The sequence below is a fragment of the Sphingobium soli genome (assembly GCF_020782245.1).
In the GTDB taxonomy this organism is placed as follows: Bacteria; Pseudomonadota; Alphaproteobacteria; order Sphingomonadales; family Sphingomonadaceae; genus Sphingobium; species Sphingobium soli.
The window spans coordinates 253,307-273,114 of the sequence record NZ_JAJGNP010000004.1 but is presented as its reverse complement, the minus strand read 5'-3'; the positions used below and the strand labels follow the sequence as shown (position 1 = coordinate 273,114).

Sequence of the window (19,808 nt, the reverse complement as noted above, 5' to 3'; positions counted from 1 at the left end):
TCCTCGTTACGCATCGGCCGTCGGCCAGCGCAGTTTCCCGCGACCGACACGCAACGTCTCCACCAACCTGGTGTCGCCGGGCAATCGGCCTGAAAAGAGGCTGGGCTTGGGATCGACCGCCGGCTTCTTGAAGACGGCAACCTGCTGGTAATCGGGCGTCGTCAGCCAGGTCCGCCCGTCACCCTCATCGGTGACGATCCGATAGAGACCGGCGGGCGGTGCAGCTGCGACGTCCAGCAAGCGCTTATAGTTTTCGACCGACCACTTCTGGATGCCGCCACTGAGGGCTTCGGTTCGGAAGCGCGCCCATAGCGCAGCGGTGTCGGGCGTGGGCCAGCCGCCGGCGTCCGTGTAGGCCGTGATGTCGTCGGATTCGAGCCAGGCACGCATCTCGGCGGGCGTGACGAAGACCGGCTTGGCATCCTCGATCGCCGCCATGGCCGCGCGCCGTGACGGTAGGCCCGCGCGGATCAGCATCGACATCATGAATTGCGGGACGCCGGTTTCGACCGCCGCCGCGGCACCGCCCGCCACCGTGTCTGGCGACCACCCGAGAGACATGCGGCGAGTGCGGACAGCCTCCAGAGCCCAAACCAAACGGTAGGTGAAGGCCTCTTCGACCGCCCGCATGTTCTGGGGCCCGATCTTGGCCACATCCTCGCCCGACACCCAACTATGCAGGATTGCCTTCCAATTCGCAGGCAGCGCGTTGTTCTTGCTGGGGATGAACGGACGCATGAACAAAAGCCGCTCTCCAAGGCCGCCAAGGGTCTCGACTAGTTCATCAATATCGCCGCTCAGTGCCGCTACGTCTGCGCGGTCGAGGAGTTCGGCCAACACGTCAGCCATGGCATCAATTGCAAGGCCTGCTTCCAGTCCAACACCCATGGCGAAATGACCGCGCCGGGCCGGCGCGGTGGTCGTCTTCCAGATGAGATCAGCTCGCGCCTCGATTACTCGCTTGTGCAGAGGAGCTACGTCTTCGTCCTCGCGGGCGATCTGACGAGCCCAGAGCGATCCTCTGAGGGCCTCGTCCAAAAGCTTCGGCAAATCGGCCCTATCAGAATCGAGCGCTTCAATGAGACCAAACACAGTCGCGTCTAGACGTTCGACTATCTGCGACAGAGGCTCCTCTTCGATGGTCTCTTCCGCATCGTCATCATCATCATCTTCTTCTTCGTCGTCATGAGCGACATCGCCATCATTCTGTCTTGCAGCAGCCAAGCGCTCGGCCAGAGATGCTTCCTCCTCCGACGACCTCCAAGCTTCGCGCGCATTAGCGAGATATTCCCAGGCATCGTCGCGATCCAGAACACCTTCGCGGGACAGCCGCTCAAGAATCTCGGCGACGATCTGGATGAGGCCGCTTTTCAGCGTGCGAGCTTTGGCGGAGGCAACCAGCTTGCCCCATTCTTTTTTTCGCCAGTTAATATTGTCGAACATGACGTGGACAATGAGTCCCTCGACGTCGACGAAGGCGCGTCCGGCTCGGCCGGCAACGTTCGCAAACTCTTCGCCTTTGATCTTCTCGCCGGCACGATACAACGCAGGCACCAAGAGCACGGCGGCGTTGAGATTGAGACCCTGCGAGAGCGTCGGCGACGCGACTATGACTTTCAGGACGCCCTCAGACAGCAGGGCTTCCAGCTCGCGCAAAAACGGGCTCGGCAGCCGACCATGGTGGATGGCAACGCCCTGCTTGAGGCAGGCGACAGCGGGATGGTCCTCACCCAGCCATTCATTGCCGACCTCCAGAGCGCGGGCGATCGACGCCTTATCCTCCAGCAGCGATTCCAGATAGCCGCGCTTGCAGAGGTCCACGACCTGTTTACCGTAGCTCTCGACCCAGTTCGCCTGCGTGGAGAAGATTAAGGTCCGCTTGCCCTGGCTGGCGAACTCCCATGCCGCGAACAAGGCGAGGTGCGAGTTCTTGCGCGGATAGGGCTTCTTCTCCCTCCCGAGCGCCGGTTTCTCCACGACGAATTTGTCGAGGAACGGACCATCTTCATCCAGGTCGAGCCGGAGCAGCGCGTCCTTGCCGCGCCACGTCAGCGCACCAAACCGCTGCCGTGTAGGACGCCAGTCAGAGCGCACAGGCTCGCCCGGCTCGTCTGAGCGAATCCAGGCGGTGAGATCATCCAATTCGTCGCCGCTGGGCAGGATGGCAGAAAGACACACAATCCGGCGGTCGCCCGCGTCCCCGCGTCGGAGCAGACGCTGAACCAGCGTCTCGTAGCGAATCTCGCGCTCGCTAGGACCGATCATGTGGCCTTCATCGAGGACGATCAGGCCCACGTCATCAATCAGAGAGGGGTCACTTCTCAGCGCGAAATCGAGCTTCTCGGGCGTCGCGATGATGATCTCACGGGTGCGCAGCGCGTCTTCATCGCCAGCCGAGAGGCCGCTGGCGCCATAAAGCGAGGAGACGCTGAACCCGAGGGGCGCGAAGGTCTTTCTGAAGGATCGCTCTGTCTGGGCGGAAAGGGCGCGCAGCGGTGTGACGATCAGCACCCGGCGCGCCGACGACAAGGTCATCAGCGCGGCGATCTCGGCCACGCGCGTCTTACCGGCGCTGGTCGGCAAGGCGACGACCAGATCGTCGGTGACGTCCGTGGAACGCTGGGCGGCTTCGCGCTGCGATGGCCATAACTCCACCTCGGACGTCTTGCGCGCGTAGAGCGACGAGATGAACAGCCGGCGCAGGTCCGGGTATTTTTCCTCCGTCCCTTCCGGCGGCTCGGTCGGCAGATTCTCGTGCAGCGAATGCCGCCAGAGGTCATCGATCAGGTGACGGCAGAGGTTCGATATCCACCAAAGTGGAACATTCTCCGCGTTGTCTGCCAGACTGACCGCAGTGGCGAGCAATGCCCGCGCAGTCTCGATCGGCTCGGACTCGCCCGTCTCGAGCGCGAAGTCAAAATGCGCCAGAGCCCGGCAGATCGTCGTGTTGAGGATAGTCGACAGCGCCTCGTCGATGTCGGGGTCTTCGCCTGTCAGCGTTCCGGCGATCTGCTCGTCGCCGTGCGCCTCATCGTCCAGCCACACGCGAACAAAGCCGCGCAGCTGGCCGAGATCGCGCAGGATCAGGTGCCGGATCGCCGTTTCGCCTGGCGAAGCATTGAGATCGTCCGCAGTCTCGTTGAAGAGCGAATAGGCGACGGCCGAAAAGCCGGCCAGGTGGTAGGCCGCAGCGGCAAGCGTGCGGCGGAAACCGCGGTCGGGCGACTCCAGATCGCCGTTGCGCACGAGGGCTTCGAAGGCGTTGGCGGCACGCTCGAACGCCTTGCTGGTCAGTTCGGAAGCGCCAGCCTGAGCGCGCAGGGCCATCGCGCCCCGAAGCAGGGCAAAACCATGCTCGGCAAGGTCGGTTTCGATCGTCGCGCCGAGGGGCGGCGCATTAGCGGGCAACACGCCATCCTCGCGCATCAGCGACCATGCGGCGCCCCGATAGAGCAGGCGCCCGAGGATGCCGTCGACGGTTGCGGTCGCTAGGAACGCGGTCAGTTCGTCAATCGTCTCCAAGGTCTTCCGCCTCCTGATACATGGCTGCGATGAAGTCCTGGTGGTCCTCGACGTGGATGTTCACGACGTAATGGTCCCGGTTGGTCCCGGTGGCGTCGAGGTCATCCTTCAGCGAAGCGTGAGGGCCGTTGCCCGACACGGTGAAGAGCATGTGGTCGATGCGATCGGCGCGGAGGGTTTTCAGGCCCACTTCGTCGCGAAGGCTGCGACCCAGCTCATTGTCGTCCGGATCGTTGCTCTCAAGCAGGCGATTGGCGACGAACAGCAGGGAATCGGGCGTGCAGCGGCCGTTGTCGCGGTTGAGCACCTTGCGGGCGCTCGTGACCGTGGTCTTGCCGAGCACCTTGTTGCTCTTGGCTTCGCCCTTCAGGAGCCAGAGCTTCTCGCCGGCCGCATCGTAACCGGCGCCAATGAAGTCGTCGCCGCGCATGGCCATGTTACGGCCGTCCTTGTAGCGGAGGCGGCGCACAGGGACGCGCAGGCCGATCTCCTCTTCGACCAGCTCGGTCGCGAGAATTTCACCGAGATCGCCGGAGCGGCCCTTGGGCGTCTGCGGCATCGCCTCGCTGAGAATCTTGGCGGCGACGTTGTAGCCGAGCCGCTCCACGTCCTCGGCGATGCGTTCGAGCCGGTCGTAGTGTGAGCGGATGGTCTCGGCGAGATCATCGCGAATTTCATCGCGGCCGCCGTCCTTCTCGACATAGGTCCAGTAGCGCTTGCGCTTGTCCTTCTCCCTGGTGGCGTCACACCAATTTTTGTATAGCCCCACGCTTTCCCCAACTCCCCCTATCGTGCCGCATCGTTCGCGCGTTCGGCGATGTCTGCGCATCGCTCGATCAGCGCCTCAAACGGCTCGGCATCTTCGAGCAGCAGCCCGTCTTCGACCATGCGCGCATAGTCTGTGGCCAATGCCGCGCGCGCTTCACCACTCGGGGCGAGCAGCAGCTTGCCGCCCACGGCGGCTTCATAGTCGATGGCCTCGCCATCGGCCGCTTTCTCCGCGAAGAACATGCTCTTGTGGCGAGCAACCGCGCCGGCGAGGTCGCGATCGGACATCGCGGCGACAGCGATCCCCGCATCATCAAGCCGAACGACATCGTGCCAGTGGCGGGCGAAGCGTTCGCCGCGTAGCCGTTCCTGCAGGCAGAAGACGTGCATCGCCGTCGCCTTCTCCCAGAAGGTCCGCTCAGCACGCATCACCCGCGGCCGCGCCATTGGAAATTCGACGCCTTCGATCAGCCCGGCCGCGTCGCACACGACATCGCGCGGGCTGGCCGGCTCTCCCGTCGAGCGGGCGCCGAACTCCAGCATCACGCTTGGAGCCACATAGCCCGACCCCGACGACGTCGCTTCGTAGTCAACGAACAATTTGTCGCCCTCGACCCTGAGCGTCGCTGGCAGCGATTGCGCCTCGATCGCGCCGGCAAGGAGAGGTCGGACCGTTCCGTCGACCCACTCGGGCAGGCGGTGCCGGACGGCCTTCGACCACCGCTTCTCCTCGCTGCGGTTTTTCGGCAGGGCCTCGCCGTTCTCGCCCACCAGATCGGGAGCGATGGCGCGAATGTCGTAGGTGAGATCCACATCCTCGGAAAAGCGCCGGATGACGTGATACGCCTTCGACAGCGACGTGCCGCCCTTGAACACGAGGTGCTCGCCAAGATCGGACCCGAACAGCGTTGCGAGGGTCCAGACGACCCACACATCCTTTTCCAGCAGATGGAGCGGGCGCCCGGATCGATCGGCGGCGACGGCCAGGGCCTCGCGCCGATCGTCCGCCGACAATGTGAGGAACGCCTCAGCCATGCGCGACCTTGCCGACCGATCTGGCGAGCCAGCTCGGGAGCTGGGGTGCTGCCGCGACAAGTTCGCCGAATGTCGAAGACGGCAGCTTGCGTTTCAATGTCTCCAAGGCCGCTTCCGCCTTCTCCGGTCCCAGCCAGGCAAGCGCGCGCACGGCCTGTCCGGCGGGCCGATCCGCCAGCGCCAACTGCCAGCGCGGAGCGTGCCGCAGCTCGACGACCTGCTGGCCGAGATTCATCGTCCGGCTACGGCCGGATGTCAGATAGACCGACCGGACCGGCACCTGGGTTGTGAGCCCGAGCGCATTGGCGGCGGCAGCGCCGTTCGACACGATGACTTCGCCGCGCTGAACCGCGAGGGCTTCGACGGCCTTCTCGACGGAGGGCGCCCGAACGCCGAACCGGCTTGAAACCGGGCGCAGATAGACGCCGCGCCCGGCGCGCATCAGCCGGCCGCGTTCAACCAGTCGCGACAATGCCTGGTCCACTGCGGCGCGATTGCCGAGATGGAGCAGGCTCTTCGCCGCGATCGGAGCGCCCTCGGGCAAGCCCTCGGCATGCGCCAGAATCTGTTCGGTCAGTCGCTGCACGATAATTCTCCTGTCAGAAATATACGCGGTTTTCTGACAATTTTCAACCTGACTACGACAGGGTCTGGACCGGGGCGCCCCAGCGGGGGAAAGGCCTCAAAAAGCCGCGCCGCCGAGCTGGCCGCCAGCGAATGCCTGCGGTCTGGGACACGACCGAATCAATGGCCCGCTAATTGGAATTATGTGTCCACGATCTGCGAGGCCGTGAGGGGAAGCCTTCCCATTTGGTAGGGGGTGCCCGCATACTGAAACCCAGATGAACTATCGTGGCCGAGGCTGCGGAATGCGCACACTCGACAGCGAGGACAGCGGACCGCGGCTTGTGGCCCGGCCTTGATCTGGTCTCTATCAATCCTTGGTGAGTTTTGAACCCAAGATTTTTTAAAGGAAATCAATGGCTTCTGCCGTCATCGCACTCAAAGGTGGTGAGTTTTTGTGATCGGCGACGCGGTAGAATGGAGAGGCTTTATCCTCTCAACCGCTTGATTTTGTTGGAGATTTTTGGCGCACCCAAGAGGATTCGAACCTCTGGCCTCTGCCTTCGGAGGGCAGCGCTCTATCCAGCTGAGCTATGGGTGCGTAGGGCTTAGAGCCGTAGGATTTGCGCCGAAAAAGGTCAATCCGCGATCAGAATCGGCAGTCCGCGCGCGGTGAGTTTCTGGTGAGTTTTTTATCCGTCCTTTCTTATGCCTTCCTAAACCCCCGGAAATCCTGTATAAAATCACTGCTCTCGCGTCGGACGTGAGCCTTCGGAGGGCAACGCTCTATCCAGCTGAGCTATGGGTGCGTGACGCAGGTCAGGAGCGGCGCTTAGCAAAGCCCGGCGCGCTGTGCCAGCATCAAATCGCCTGATGGCAGCTTATTTTGCAGGCTTTTCCATCGGCTGGAATTTGCCCAGTCCGCAGCTTGCGCCCGGTTGCAGGCCCGGGCCGACATTCCAAAGCACGGTGATGATATCGACAGAACAAAGCTGGGATATACTGGTGCGATACGAAAAACGTTTTTCGAAACCGAGGCTGGGACAACTGTTGGGCAGCGTGTTGCGGTAGATTTTCCGGTTGCTGACCTCAAAGTCGATCGTGCGGTCGTCCCGCACACGGGATGAGCGGATCGAGCGGATGTTGATGCAATCGACCGGTTCGCCCTTGGCGACATAGGGGTCAGGCTTATCCTTGGCGATCGCTGGTTGCGCGAGCGCGATAACGGCAAAAGCCGACAATAGACGGATCGGGGTGCTGACGGCCATCATCTTTCTCCTCATCTCCCGCCGGATCGACGACGCGGGGCAGGGTCTTCCGTCACTATTTGGCAGGAGGCTCCTGAACGGCACGAGAACGGGCGCGGCTGCCGCGGGTTCCCGCTGCGGATGCGGGCGGAGGCGTCTTGGGCTTGTAGCGACACAGGTCCGCCACAATACAATGCCAGCATTCCGGCCGCCGCGCCTTGCACACATAACGGCCATGCAGGATCAGCCAGTGATGCGCGTCGCGGCGAAAGGGTGCGGGCACGCGTTTGTCGAGTTTCTGCTCGACGGCCAGCACAGTTTTCCCGGGCGCAAGGCCGGTGCGGTTGCCGACGCGGAAGATATGGGTATCGACGGCAAAGGCTTCCTGACCAAAGGCGGTGTTCACAACGACGTTGGCGGTCTTTCGCCCGACACCCGGCAGGGTCGTGAGCGTATCGCGATCCTGCGGCACCTGTCCGCCGAAATCGCGCACCAAAATGGCTGACAGCGCAATGACGTTCTTCGCCTTCGCATTGAACAGGCCGATCGTCTTGATATGCTGTTTAAGGCCGTCCTCGCCCAGGTCGATCATCTGCTGGGGCGTATGGATTTCACGAAACAGTGCGCGGGTCGCCTTGTTGACGCCGACATCGGTTGCCTGCGCCGACAACACCACCGCCACGAGAAGCTGATAGTCATTGCCATAGTCCAGCTCGGTCTGCGGGGCGGGATTGGCGTCGGCAAGGCGGCTGAAAAAGTCGAAAATCTGCGTCTTGTTCATCTAGAGACCCAGCACCGCTTTCATGTCATAGCGACCGGCAGGCTGGCCGGCGAGCCAGAGCGCGCCCTTCACAGCGCCGCGAGCGAAGATGGTGCGATTTTCCGCGCGATGGCCAATTTCTATCCGCTCGCCTTCAGCGGCAAAGATGACCTGATGATCGCCCGCCACGGATCCACCACGCAGCGCGGCAAAGCCAATTGCTCCGGGCGTGCGTGGCCCTGTAATGCCATCGCGCCCGCGCTCGCTATGATCGGCCAGCACGATGCCGCGACCGCGCGCTGCGGCCTCTCCCAGCAACAGCGCCGTGCCGGACGGCGCATCAACCTTGTGGCGGTGATGCATCTCGACAATTTCGATGTCCCAGTCCTCACCCAGGCCGGCCGCCGCCTGTTCCACAAGCGCCGCGAGCAGGTTGACGCCAAGGGAGGTGTTGCCGGTCTGGAGCACGGGAATATTCGCCGCCGCCTCGTCGATCAGGGCGTGGTGGGTCGCCTCAAGACCGGTCGTGCCAATCAGGATGGGCTTATGCGCCGTGATGCAGGCCTCGAGATGGGCAGACAAGGCAGCGGGCGCGGAAAAGTCGATGAGGATGTCGGATCGCTCAGCCAGTGCGAGCGGATCGTCTGACATGGCGACGCCCGGCGTGATTTCGCCATCGGTCGTGCGGTCGGTGCCTCCGGCGATGGAAAGGCCTGCGTCCATTGCTGCGGCGGCGATCGCGCGGCCCATGCGGCCGCCTGCTCCAAAGATTCCGATGCTTGTCATGACCTTTGCCTTAGTCGGCAGGGAGGCACAAAGTCGAGAGGCCGGTTGGACGGATGGCGCGAAGATGCCGTGCCGTCACTGCTCAGTCAGGCGCGGCATCAGTTCGACGAAGTTGCAGGGACGAAACCGGCTGTCGAGTTGGCTGACGAGAATGCCGTCCCACGCGTCCTTCACCGCGCCGGTTGAGCCGGGCAGGGCGAAGATATAGGTGCCCCGCGCGACGCAGGCCGTGGCCCGTGACTGAATGGTCGATGTGCCGATGGTCTGGAAGCTCAACCAGCGAAACAGCTCGCCAAACCCTGGTATTTCCTTGTCCTGCACCTGGCGCAGTGCTTCGGGCGTCACATCGCGGCCGGTAACGCCCGTACCGCCGGTCGTCAGGATGACGTCGATCTGGGGATCGTCGATCCAGGCGTGCAGCCGTGCGACGATGGCGGCCCTGTCATCGCGCTCGATATAGCGGGCGGCCAGGACATGCCCCGCCGTTTCCAGCCGCTCGACCAGCGTATCGCCCGAACGGTCGTCGGCCGGGCCGCGCGTGTCGGACACGGTCAGCACGGCGATGCGGACCGGTACGAAAGGCCGGCTGTCGTCGATCGGCATCAGTCGGTGCCGCCGCCAATGCTGCCTTGCCCATCGGCTTTGCTGAGGCGCACCAGCTTCATGCCCTTGGCTGTCGGAAAGGTCGGCCACAGGCCCTGCGCCATGCCGGTCAGACACTCGGCGGCGCCCTTTGCCTGGATCTGGTACATCCAGTAATTGCGCATGACGATGTTCACATAAGCGCGGGTTTCGTAATAGGGCAGCGATTCCATGAACAGCAGGGGATCGCCCTTGTCGTGCACCTGCGTGTTCCACCGCTCGACCGGTTGCGGCCCGGCATTATAGGCGGCCATCACCTTGGGCAGCAGGCCACCGGTCGCGCTCATGTCGCGGAGGCTTTCCAGATAACGCTGGCCAAATTCCATGTTGGTGGAGGGAACAAAGAGCTGCGCGGCGTCGGTCAGGCCGACATCGCCTGCCGTGCCGGGACGCACCTGCATCAGGCCGCGCGCGCCGGCGCTGCTGACGACATTGGTGCGAAAACCGGATTCCTGAAGCGTGTGGGCGTAGATCAGCGACGGGTCGACCCGCCATCCGCCATCGGGACGCCAGTCGGGCGCGGGGAAGCGGGCGAAGCTACCGGGCTGCGTGCCAGCAGGGCCGTTATGCGCCAACCATAGCTGGGTCGCGGGCAGGTTGAGCGTGCTGGCAAGGCGCAGCAAGGCATCATATTGGTCTGCGCCGCCCAGTTTTGCCTGATAGCGGAGCAACTCATCCGCTTCGTCCTGCTGTCCGATCGCAGCCAATGCGATCGCTGCACGGGCATTGGGGCTGTCCTTGAGCTTTTGCCATTCGCTGCTGCCAAAGCGGGCGGCGAGGGGCGCTCCGCCCAGCGGCATGCCCAGCGACTCCCGCGCCAGAAGGCCATAGAAGGTTTCATCCGAGCGGGCGGCAAGTTTCAGATAATTCTCGACCTTTTCTGCTTCGCCGCAAACCATATAGGCGCGCGACGCCCAATAGGCCCCGGCGGCGCGCATGTCGCTATTGCCGGCCAGCGCGGCGACATTGGCGAAGGCCGGCGCGGCCGCGCGGCAGTCATTCTGGCGCCACGCGGCAAGGCCAGTGGTCCAGTGCGCCTGCACCGTCCAATCACCGCCGGTCCGCGTTTCGAGCGCGCGGGCGGCCATTCGACGGGCGTTACTATCGTCATTTTCAATATAATAGGCCCAGGCCACGCGCTGCCGTACTTCGGTCAGGCCCTCCGGCGACAAGCCCGCCTCCCCGGTCGACAACAAGCCTTCGGCGCCCATCGGATCATCGGCATTGATGAAGCCCTGAATCTTGCCAGTCAGCGCCTGCGCCAGCATGTCGGTCTTGACTGCCGCGACATATTGGCGGCGGGGCGCCGAGCCAAGCCAGACCATTTTCTGGATCTGGGGAAGTGCGGGCAGGATCGTCGCACCGCGTTTTTGGGCGAGGCGAGACAACTGATCGGCTCTGGGCAGCCAGGCCGCCTTGTTGATGAGATCCAGCAGATCGAACAGTTCCACGCGCGGGGAATTGCGGGCAAGATAGAGTTCCGACAGAGCGACCGGGCGCACCGCGTCCTGCGGGTCCAGCGCCAGGATCATCGCCTTGGCCTCAGCCCAGCGTTCGCCCTTCAGCGCGCCGAAGATCGCGCTGTAACGAGCCTTGTCGCCATCGCGCAGATCAAAGGGCGACGCGGCCACGCCGATCGTCTTCATATCCGGCAGTACGTCGGCGGTTTCGGCGCGGGCGGGCGCGGCCGCGATCCCCGCTGCGGCAAGCATGGCAAGACAAGACAGGCGGGTCGCGGCTCGAATCACGGACGGTTTTCCTCGATCAGGCTTTGCAGGGCGCGCCAGCATTCCGCCTTTGCCGCGGGCTGGCTGAGCAGAAGGCGCGGGTGGAATGTGGCGACAGCGGGCACGATGCCGCCATCATGATTAAAGTTGCGTAAACTATCCGGCTGCACCTCACCGCTCACCGGCATCAGCGCACGGACCGTCCTGTCGCCCAGCAGCAGCAGACGGCGAGGCCGGGCCAGATGAACATGTGTGCGCATACGATCTGCAGCGGCTGCCAGGTCGGCCGCTTCCACCATGCCGCCGGGCGGACGACGAAAAAACAGGGAGGCGACATAGACGTCCGCGCGATCCAATCCGATCGCGCGCAACATGGCGTCGCACAGCCCCCCAGCGCGATCGGCCAGTAGCGTTCCGGCATCCAGATCGGCGGGATCGGGCATGTCAGTCACGATCATCAACGGGGCATCGACCGATCCGGCAGGGAGAATGGCGCGGCCCGGCCAACGATGTTCGGGATGCGCGGAATCGTCCTGGAGCCAGCGTTGGAACGATTCGAGCTCTTTGGGCTTTTGGTTAGTAACCACGGACGTAGGGCGGCTTGCCGAATGACCGGAAACCGGCGCGACAGCAGGGCGCAGCCAATTGATCGGCGCTTCCGCTACGGCGCTGTCCACGCCGGCCGATTGCCACCAGGTCAGATAGGCCTGGGCGGCAATTTGGCCATCATCCTGTATTATTCCCCGCATCGCCGTCATCTAGGGCCAGAGGTTGACGAGGGGGTCAAGCTGCTTCATCGCCTGGGATGACAAACTGTTGGACTAATGCGGTGATCGGACAGCCGGGGTGCAGCCCGCCGGTCGCGCCAAGGAGGGATGAATGAGCGAACGGGAATCGATGCCCTATGACGTCGTGATCGTGGGCGGCGGGCCGGCTGGCCTGTCAGCAGCGATTCGATTGAAGCAACTTGCCAGTGAAGCGGGCGACGAACTGGCGGTATGCGTTCTTGAGAAGGGCTCCGAAATCGGTGCCCATATCCTGTCCGGGGCGGTCATTGATCCCAAGGCTCTGGATGAGCTTCTGCCCGACTGGCGAGAGCAGGGATGCAGCCTGGCCGATACGCCGGTGACGGACAACCGGCATTGGTTTCTGACGAAAAACGGCAAGATCACCATGCCACATCTCATGACGCCGGGCTGGATGCACAATAAGGGCACCTATACCGGGTCGCTGGGCAATCTGTGCCGCTGGCTGGCGGAGCAGGCAGAAGGGCTTGGTGTCGAAATCTTCCCCGGCTTTGCCGCCGCCGAAATCCTTTATCATGAGGATGGCAGCGTGAAGGGTGTCGCAACCGGTGACATGGGGATCGATCGGGAAGGCAATCGCAAACCCGATTATCAGCCGGGCCTGGAGCTTCACGCCAAATATACCTTCTTCGCTGAAGGCGCGCGCGGCCATCTGACCAAGATATTGAAGCGGCAGTTCGCGCTGGATGCAGAATGCGAACCGCAGGTCTATGGCCTTGGCATGAAGGAATTGTGGGATATCGATCCCGGCAAGCACCAGCCGGGCCTTGTCATCCACAGCCAGGGATGGCCTTTGACCGATGCCTATGGCGGCGGGTTCCTCTATCATCAGGCCAACGGGCAGGTCGCGCTCGGCTTCGTCGTCGGCCTGGGCTATCGCAACCCCCATCTCTATCCGTTCGAAGAGTTTCAGCGGTGGAAACAGCACCCGGAAATCCGGCAGTTTCTGGAAGGCGGCCGTCGCGTGTCCTATGGTGCGCGCGTCATTAATGAAGGCGGCTGGCAATCCATTCCCAAATTGGCGTTCCCTGGCGGCGCGCTGATTGGCTGCTCCGCCGGCTTCGTCAACGTGCCCCGGATCAAGGGCACGCACACAGCGATGAAATCGGGCATGCTGGCGGCTGAAACCGCGTTCGAAGCGATCCGGCAAGAGCGCACGGGCGACATTCTGTCCGACTATGATGATCGTGTACGGACCAGCTGGATCGCTACCGAATTGCAGCTGGTCAAGAATGCCGAACCGCTGCTTGCAAAGTTCGGCAACACGATCGGCACGCTGCTTGCGGGTATCGATATGTGGATGCGCACGTTGAAGATCGGATTGCCCTTCACCATGAAGCACAAGCCTGATCATGCGAAAATCTGGCGCAAGGAACAGTGCGCGGCAATCGCCTATCCCAAGCCCGATGGCGTCATCAGCTTCGACCGGCTGTCGTCAGTGTTTCTGAGCAATACCAATCATGAGGAGGACCAGCCGGTCCACCTGCAGCTCAAGGACCCGGCGATTCCGATCAGCTATAATCTGCCGCTGTATGATGAGCCGGCGCAGCGTTACTGCCCGGCGGGCGTCTATGAAGTGGTCGGCGAGGAAGAGGGTGATCCCCGTTTCCAGATCAACGCGCAGAATTGCGTTCACTGCAAGACGTGCGATATCAAGGACCCGACCCAGAACATCAATTGGGTCGTACCGGAAGGTGGCGGAGGGCCGAATTATCCCAATATGTAAGCGCCTCATCCCCGCCTTGCTGCTGGTCATGCCGGCGGTCGCTGGCGCGGCCGTTGACCCTGACAGCGCGCTTCACGCTTATGCGCAAGCGCGGCTGGCCGATGGAGATGGCGCTTTACAGGCGGCAGTGGCCAATTATCGGGCGGCGATGACGCTGGACCCTGATAGCATCGCCATCGCACGTCGTTCCTTCGCACAGGCGCTGGAAAGCGGGGACCAGAACCTGTCGGTGCGCGCTGCGACCATGCTGGATTCAGAAGGGATATTGCCGCGCGACGGGACGCTCTTGTGGATTGGCGAGGCGCTGGAGCGACGGGACTGGACGGCGGCGGCCCGCGCTACGGACAGGCTGGAACAGGAGGGCAATTTCGCTTTTCTGGCGCCGATGATCCGCAGCTGGATCGCGCAGGGCGAAGGTCGCGCCGCGCCGCCGGTCATTTCCGACGCCGATCCGTTCGCCAATCTGGCGCGGCGATATGTTGACGAGCATGTTGCGTTGCAGGCTATCGGCCGCGGCGATCTGGAGACGGCCATGCCAGCGGCCCGGCGGGCCTTGGCCTTGCGGGGCGGGAACGACGGCGCTGCACTGCGTCTCAATTTTGCCGGCCAGTTCGCCGCTCGGGGCTTTCGTGATGAAGCGTTGGCGATGCTGCCGGATGGCTCGCCGGATTTCGCGGTGGCGCGATCAGACCTGAAGCGCGGGAAATATCCCAAGGGCAAACGGGCGCTGCTATCCCCCGCGCAAGGCTATGCGCGGCTGGTGGCGCGTTTGGCGGCGGACATAGCAACGGATGAGGCGGGCGTAGCGCTTGGCATGCGGCTCGCGCGAATTGCGACCTTTGCCGACCCGACCAGTGCGGAGGGTCACATCATCGCCGCCCGGCTGCTGACCGCCGCAAGCTATCCGGCCTTTGGCGTGGCGGAGGCCCGAAAATCCACGGGCGACAGATGGTATGGTCCGCTGGCCGAAGCGGAATTGATCGTCGCGCTGGCCGAAGCGGGCGATCGCGCGGGCGCGATCGCTCTGGCGCGCAGCCGGGCGCAGCAGCCCGGGGCAGATGCGGCGCGCCATGTGCAGCTGGGTCGGTTGCTGGCCGACGAAAAGGATTTCGCCGGGGCTGCCGCCGCGTTCCGCGCCGCTCAGGCCGGCTACACCGATGAAACCATGCCATGGTCGTTGCTGTTGTTCGAAGGCAGCGCGCTGGAGCAGGGCGAGCAGTGGGACGGCGCGCGCGCCGTGCTGGAGCGTGCGGCGAGACTGGCGCCCAACGAGCCTGTCATCCTCAATTATCTGGGCTATGCGCAGATCGAGCGGCGGCAGAATGTGGATCAGGCGCTGACGCTGCTCAAGCGCGCCAGCGCCTTGAAGCCGCAGGACGCGTCCATCACGGATTCTCTGGGCTGGGCGCAATATGTGACAGGGAATGTGACAGCGGCCGTCCCTGTGCTGGAACGCGCGGCGGCGGGCGCACCAGACGACCCCACGGTAAACGAGCATCTGGGCGACGCGTTATGGAGCGCGGGGCGTCGGTATGAAGCGCGCTATGCGTGGAACGCGGCGGCCATCTTTGCCGAAGGCGATGTTGCCGAGCGGCTGGCCGCCAAGGCCCGCGAGGGATTGAAGCCCGAATATGCCGCACCCTGATCTGGAGGCTCCAGCCGATCTTCTGGTCGAAACCGCTTATGCCAAGGTCAATGTCGCTCTGCATGTGCGCAGGCGACGGGACGATGGCTATCATGCGCTCGAAAGTCTGTTCGTCTTTGCCGATCATGGCGATCGGCTGGAAGGCGAAGCGGATGATGAGGGCGCAATCGATCTGGTGATCGACGGGCCGTTCGCCACCGCGCTGGATGCGGGGCCGCGCAATCTGGTCATGCGGGCCGCCAAGGCTTTGCAGGATTATCTGGGCACCGAGCGTGGCGCACGGTTGCGTCTGACCAAGATGCTGCCCGTCGCTTCGGGGATCGGCGGTGGCTCGGCCGATGCGGCCGCGACGCTGCGCCTGCTGGTACGGCTGTGGGACGTACGGGTCGAACCGGCGGAACTGGCTGCGCTGGCTCTGGATCTGGGGTCGGACGTCCCGGCCTGCGTCGCCAGCGTGACACAGATAGTGAGCGGGCGTGGCGAGGAACTAGCGCGCCATGGCGTGGCCGGTTTGGAAGGTCGGCCGATGCTGATGGTCAATCCGGGTGTGGCGGTTTCCACCGCTGCGGTTTTTGCGGGCTGGGACCGGCAGGATCGCGGCCCGTTGTCGGCTGACAGCATAGAGCGTCTGGTCACGCAGGGACGCAATGACCTGGAAGAGCCGGCAATTGCGCTGGCGCCCGCCATTGCCGATGTGTTGGCGATGCTGAATGGACAGGCGGGGCTCACCTTAGCGCGTATGTCGGGGTCAGGCGCAACCTGCTTTGCGCTGTTTGACGATGACGTAGCGATGGGCCGGGCCGCTGCGGCGATCGGCGCCGATCGGCCGGAATGGTGGACAATGGAAACACGGATCAGAAGTGCATGACGCAAGCCTTCACCCGCATCGACGGCGGGCCGACTGACCTTTTGATCGTCGCTGATCATGCGTCAGCGCATGTGCCGGAGGATATTGACCTCGGCGTGGCCCCGGCTTTGCTGCGCAAGCATATCGCCATCGATATTGGCGTGGCGGAAGTGAGCGGGTTGCTGGCCGAACAATTGCGCTGCACCGCCCTGTTGGCCGGTGTGTCGCGCCTGGTGATCGACCTCAACCGGGAAGAGGATGCGGCCGGTTTGTTACCGGTGATGAGCGATGGCCATGCCATTCCGGGCAATCGCAACGCGGACCTGGCGGGACGGATGATCCGTTTCTATCATCCTTACCATCACGCCATCGGCGTGTTGCTGGATGGGATGACGTCGCCCTTCATCCTGTCACTGCACAGTTTTACGCCAATACTGGAGAGCGATCCGGCGCAGAAACGTCCTTGGGACATCGGCATATTGTATAATGAGGATGATCGCGCCGCCCGCATGGCGATTCCCATGCTGGAGGCGGCCGGACTGATCGTTGGCGACCAGTTGCCCTATTCGGGTCGATTGCTCAACGCCACGATGAACCGCCATGCCGAAGCCAATGGCATTCCCTATCTTGGGATCGAGATGCGGCAGGACCTTGTGGCGGACGCCGCCGGCCAGAAGCGATTTGCGGACCTGATCGGGCCGGTGCTGCTGGAATGCCGGGGTCGGTTGATATGACGCGTCTGTTCCCCGGCCTTTGTCTGCTGCCGCTGCTTGCGGCCTGTAGCGGCGATCGGACGGCTGCTGAGCAGGAGGCGGCAACGGCGCAGGGCGATGACACGCCGGTGTGCAGCATTGGAGGAGCGCAGAACTGGTCGCCCGATTGCATGTTGGAGCGCGATGGCGACGTGCTGACGATCCGTCACCCGGATGGTGGTTTTCGCCGATTCCGCGTCCTGGCCGATGGGCGCGGACTGAAGGAGGCCGATGGCGCGGAAGCTGTGCAGTTGCGCATAGTTGGCGATCATATGCTCGAAGCCAGCGTGGGCGATGATCGCTATCGGCTACCGGTGAAGATCGCCGGTCCGGCGCAATGAGCCATGCGTCTGTTCTGAAGGCAGCGCAGATGCGGGCGGCGGAGCAGGCGGCTTTCGATAGGGGTGTCGATCCTTATGCGCTGATGGAATGCGCCGGGAAGGCGGTTGCGCAGATCATTTGGCGTGCAGGACACCGGCGCGACCTGTTGGTCCTGTGCGGTCCGGGCAATAATGGCGGGGATGGCTTTGTCGTTGCGCGGTTGCTGCGCGAGCGCGGCGTTCCCGTGCGTGTGGCGGCCTTAAGCGAGAGCGGCACCGACTCCGCGCGACGGGCGCGGGCGGCATGGGATGGGCCGGTCGAAGATGTGATGACCACCGCGCCCGCGACGCAGGTGGTGGACGCCCTGTTCGGCATTGGCTTGAGCCGCGGGCTGGACGGGGCGGTAGCGCAGAGGTTGGGCGCGCTGGTGGAGAGCGCAGTGGCTTCCTATGCGGTCGACCTGCCAAGCGGAGTGGGGACCGACTGTGGCACGTTGCTGTCGGATGTGCCGCGGTTTGGCGTCACGATCGCATTGGGAGCCTGGAAGCCGGCGCATCTGTTGCAACCGGCGGCCGAGCGGTGCGGGCGACTGGTTTTGGCGCCGCTCCACATTCCGCTAGCCAGTCAGGTCGAGCGCCTGGTCGCGCCTGGTCTTACCGTTCCGGCCGTTACCGCGCATAAATATAGTCGGGGTCTGGTGGCCGTTATCGGCGGCGGCATGGCGGGGGCGAGCCTGTTGGCGAGCGAGGCGGCGGCGCGTTCTGGCGCGGGCGCGGTGCGACGGTTGGCTGTCGATGGGCCGGCTGGCGGGCTTCATGCCATCATCGATCGGCACGTTGCGCAACCTGAGGCTCTGGCGAGCGAACTGGACGATCAGCGGATTGCCGCGCTCTTGGTGGGGCCGGGCCTGGGCCTTGGCGCTGATGCGCGGGCGCGTCTGGAAGCGGCGCTGGAGAGCGGACATCCTATGGTGATCGATGCGGATGCGCTGACATTGCTCGCCGAGGAACATATGCCGTCCATTCCGTCCGGCGCGATCCTGACGCCGCATGAAGGTGAGTTCGGGCGCATGTTTGGACAGTTGTCAGGCAGCAAGATTGATCGTGCCCGCGCTGCGGCCAACAGGTCTGGAGCCATCATCGTCTACAAGGGCGCAGATAGCGTCGTGGCCGCGCCTGATGGTCGCGTGGCGGTCGCGGTGGGTGCGTCGAGCTGGCTATCGACCGCCGGGACAGGCGATGTGCTGGCGGGGCTGGCGGCTGGGCGGCTGGCGGTGACGGGCGATCCATTCCGTGCCGCCTGTCAGGCGGTTTGGCTGCACGGCGATGCGGCGCGACGCTGCCGACCGGCCTTTGTCGCGGATGATTTGCTTGACGCGCTGCCAGCGGCTATCGCCGCGCGATTGTGACCGATAGCAAGACAGACAGCGAAGCCGACAGCATCATCCGGATTGCCGCGCGCGGTGATGGCGTCACCGGCAACGGGCGGCATGTGCCCCTGACAGCGCCGGGCGACCGGGTGCTGCCCGATGGAACTGTCGTCTTTGGTGTCCATCATGCGCAGCCGCCCTGCACCCACTTTCCGGCCTGCGGGGGCTGCCAGCTCCAGCATCTGGACGAGGAAAGCTATGCCGATTTCGTAATCGCGCGGGTGGTCGGCGCATTGGCGGGTCAGGGCGTGACGGCGGCCACGGTGCTGCCGCCGCATCTGTCTCCGCCAATGACGCGGCGGCGCGCATCGCTGCGCGCGGCTAGGGCGGGCAAGCGCGTGACGATCGGCTTCGCCGAGGAGGGCAGTCATCGCCTGATCGACCTTCAGATGTGCGCTGTGCTCGACCCCAGATTGTTTGCGCTGGTGGACCCTCTGCGATCCTTGCTGGCGCTGATCTTGCCGGACAAGCGGGCGGCGCATGTGAAGATGTCCCTGATCGATCAGGGCGTTGACCTGCTGCTGGAGGGCGTGCGGGTCGAGGGGCTGGCGGCGGACGAAGGGCTGGGCGATTTTGCCCGGATGCATGGATTGGCGCGGCTGACGATCGACGAGGGGGACGGGCCGCAGACACGCTGGGAGCCGGACGCGGCAACAATCAGCTTCGGCGGTGTGCCGGTGGCGTTTCCGCCTTTTTCATTCCTCCAGGCGACGCCAGACGGGGAGGCGGCCTTGACCGATGCAGTGCGCGCTGCTTTGCCGGCAACAGGCGCGGTCGCAGACCTGTTTTGCGGACTTGGCACCTTTGCTTTGGCTGCTGGCGAAGGGAGGCCCGTCTATGCGGCGGAGGCCGCGCGTGATGTGATTCTTCAACTCAAGATGGCGGCGGGCCGGGCGCAACGGCGGCTGGCCGCCGATCATCGCGACCTGTTTCGGCGGCCATTGACACCTGAGGAGCTAAATCGCTTTGCCGCCGTCATTCTCGATCCCCCACGTGCGGGTGCGCGGGAGCAGGTGTTGCAGCTGGCGAAGGCGGATGTGCCGACAATCGCCTATGTGTCCTGCAACCCTGCCAGCTTTGCGCGGGATGCGGCGCATCTGACGGCAGCGGGCTATCGGCTGGAAAGCGTCAGGCCGGTAGGCCAGTTCCGCTGGTCGACTCATGTCGAACTGGTCGGCATCTTCCGCAAATAGAGAAAGGCCCCGCTAGCATCTGCCAGCGGGGCCTTTTT

At 63.9% G+C, this 19,808-nt stretch carries 17 protein-coding genes and 1 tRNA gene; 7 read left to right on the top strand and 11 right to left on the bottom strand.

Annotation, left to right across the window (positions count from 1 at the left end):
- Positions 1-6 precede the first annotated feature (6 nt).
- The 11 genes from LL253_RS07795 to LL253_RS07745 form a co-directional block, all read right to left on the bottom strand.
- Positions 7-3,522 (bottom strand): DEAD/DEAH box helicase, encoded by a 3,516-nt coding sequence (locus tag LL253_RS07795; protein ID WP_228226806.1) that lies wholly within the window; start codon positions 3,520-3,522, stop codon positions 7-9.
- Positions 3,509-4,291, bottom strand: a complete 783-nt coding sequence (locus LL253_RS07790) for a HamA C-terminal domain-containing protein (protein ID WP_228226805.1) — start codon at positions 4,289-4,291, stop codon at positions 3,509-3,511. The genes LL253_RS07795 and LL253_RS07790 overlap by 14 nt, the downstream gene beginning before the upstream one ends.
- Positions 4,292-4,308: 17 nt before the next feature.
- Positions 4,309-5,325: a nucleotidyl transferase AbiEii/AbiGii toxin family protein gene (locus LL253_RS07785; protein WP_021228094.1), complete on the bottom strand. Its 1,017-nt coding sequence runs from the start codon at positions 5,323-5,325 to the stop codon at positions 4,309-4,311.
- On the bottom strand, positions 5,318-5,911 hold the full coding sequence (locus LL253_RS07780) for a DUF6088 family protein (RefSeq protein ID WP_021228093.1): 594 nt from the start codon (positions 5,909-5,911) through the stop codon (positions 5,318-5,320). The genes LL253_RS07785 and LL253_RS07780 overlap by 8 nt, the downstream gene beginning before the upstream one ends.
- Positions 5,912-6,413: 502 nt before the next feature.
- A tRNA-Arg gene (locus LL253_RS07775) sits at positions 6,414-6,490 on the bottom strand.
- Between the two features lie 280 nt (positions 6,491-6,770).
- Positions 6,771-7,157 (bottom strand): hypothetical protein, encoded by a 387-nt coding sequence (locus LL253_RS07770; RefSeq protein WP_050763014.1) that lies wholly within the window; start codon positions 7,155-7,157, stop codon positions 6,771-6,773.
- Between the two features lie 55 nt (positions 7,158-7,212).
- Positions 7,213-7,917, bottom strand: coding sequence for an endonuclease III (gene nth / locus LL253_RS07765; RefSeq protein WP_228220259.1), 705 nt, complete (start codon positions 7,915-7,917; stop codon positions 7,213-7,215).
- Positions 7,918-8,682, bottom strand: a complete 765-nt coding sequence (gene dapB, locus LL253_RS07760; RefSeq protein ID WP_228226804.1) for a 4-hydroxy-tetrahydrodipicolinate reductase — start codon at positions 8,680-8,682, stop codon at positions 7,918-7,920. It lies immediately after the preceding gene.
- Between the two features lie 75 nt (positions 8,683-8,757).
- The gene (gene moaB, locus LL253_RS07755; RefSeq protein WP_009821504.1) at positions 8,758-9,285 is read right to left on the bottom strand and encodes a molybdenum cofactor biosynthesis protein B; all 528 of its coding nucleotides are present in this window, start codon (positions 9,283-9,285) and stop codon (positions 8,758-8,760) included.
- Complete coding sequence (locus LL253_RS07750) at positions 9,285-11,072, bottom strand: lytic transglycosylase domain-containing protein (protein ID WP_228226803.1); 1,788 nt, start codon at positions 11,070-11,072, stop codon at positions 9,285-9,287. Before LL253_RS07750 ends, moaB begins: the two co-directional genes overlap by 1 nt.
- The gene (locus tag LL253_RS07745; protein ID WP_228226802.1) at positions 11,069-11,809 is read right to left on the bottom strand and encodes a uracil-DNA glycosylase family protein; all 741 of its coding nucleotides are present in this window, start codon (positions 11,807-11,809) and stop codon (positions 11,069-11,071) included. Before LL253_RS07745 ends, LL253_RS07750 begins: the two co-directional genes overlap by 4 nt.
- Before the next feature lie 121 nt (positions 11,810-11,930).
- Between LL253_RS07745 and LL253_RS07740 the strand changes: the two genes are divergently transcribed.
- From LL253_RS07740 to LL253_RS07710, 7 genes are read left to right on the top strand one after another with little or no spacing between them, the layout of a single operon-like run.
- Positions 11,931-13,583 carry an electron transfer flavoprotein-ubiquinone oxidoreductase gene (locus LL253_RS07740; RefSeq protein ID WP_228226801.1) on the top strand — a complete coding sequence of 551 codons (1,653 nt, stop codon included), beginning with the start codon at positions 11,931-11,933 and terminating at the stop codon, positions 13,581-13,583.
- 28 nt (positions 13,584-13,611) lie between these two features.
- Complete coding sequence (locus LL253_RS07735) at positions 13,612-15,228, top strand: tetratricopeptide repeat protein (protein WP_228226800.1); 1,617 nt, start codon at positions 13,612-13,614, stop codon at positions 15,226-15,228.
- A complete protein-coding gene (locus LL253_RS07730) occupies positions 15,215-16,096 on the top strand; it encodes a 4-(cytidine 5'-diphospho)-2-C-methyl-D-erythritol kinase (RefSeq protein ID WP_228226799.1) in 882 nt (293 codons plus the stop codon). The genes LL253_RS07735 and LL253_RS07730 overlap by 14 nt, the downstream gene beginning before the upstream one ends.
- Positions 16,093-16,809, top strand: a complete 717-nt coding sequence (locus LL253_RS07725; protein WP_009821510.1) for an N-formylglutamate amidohydrolase — start codon at positions 16,093-16,095, stop codon at positions 16,807-16,809. Before LL253_RS07730 ends, LL253_RS07725 begins: the two co-directional genes overlap by 4 nt.
- A complete protein-coding gene (locus LL253_RS07720; protein WP_228226798.1) occupies positions 16,806-17,168 on the top strand; it encodes a hypothetical protein in 363 nt (120 codons plus the stop codon). The genes LL253_RS07725 and LL253_RS07720 overlap by 4 nt, the downstream gene beginning before the upstream one ends.
- Complete coding sequence (locus LL253_RS07715; protein ID WP_228226797.1) at positions 17,165-18,556, top strand: NAD(P)H-hydrate dehydratase; 1,392 nt, start codon at positions 17,165-17,167, stop codon at positions 18,554-18,556. Before LL253_RS07720 ends, LL253_RS07715 begins: the two co-directional genes overlap by 4 nt.
- Positions 18,553-19,770 (top strand): class I SAM-dependent RNA methyltransferase, encoded by a 1,218-nt coding sequence (locus tag LL253_RS07710; RefSeq protein WP_228226796.1) that lies wholly within the window; start codon positions 18,553-18,555, stop codon positions 19,768-19,770. The genes LL253_RS07715 and LL253_RS07710 overlap by 4 nt, the downstream gene beginning before the upstream one ends.
- Positions 19,771-19,808: the final 38 nt, after the last annotated feature.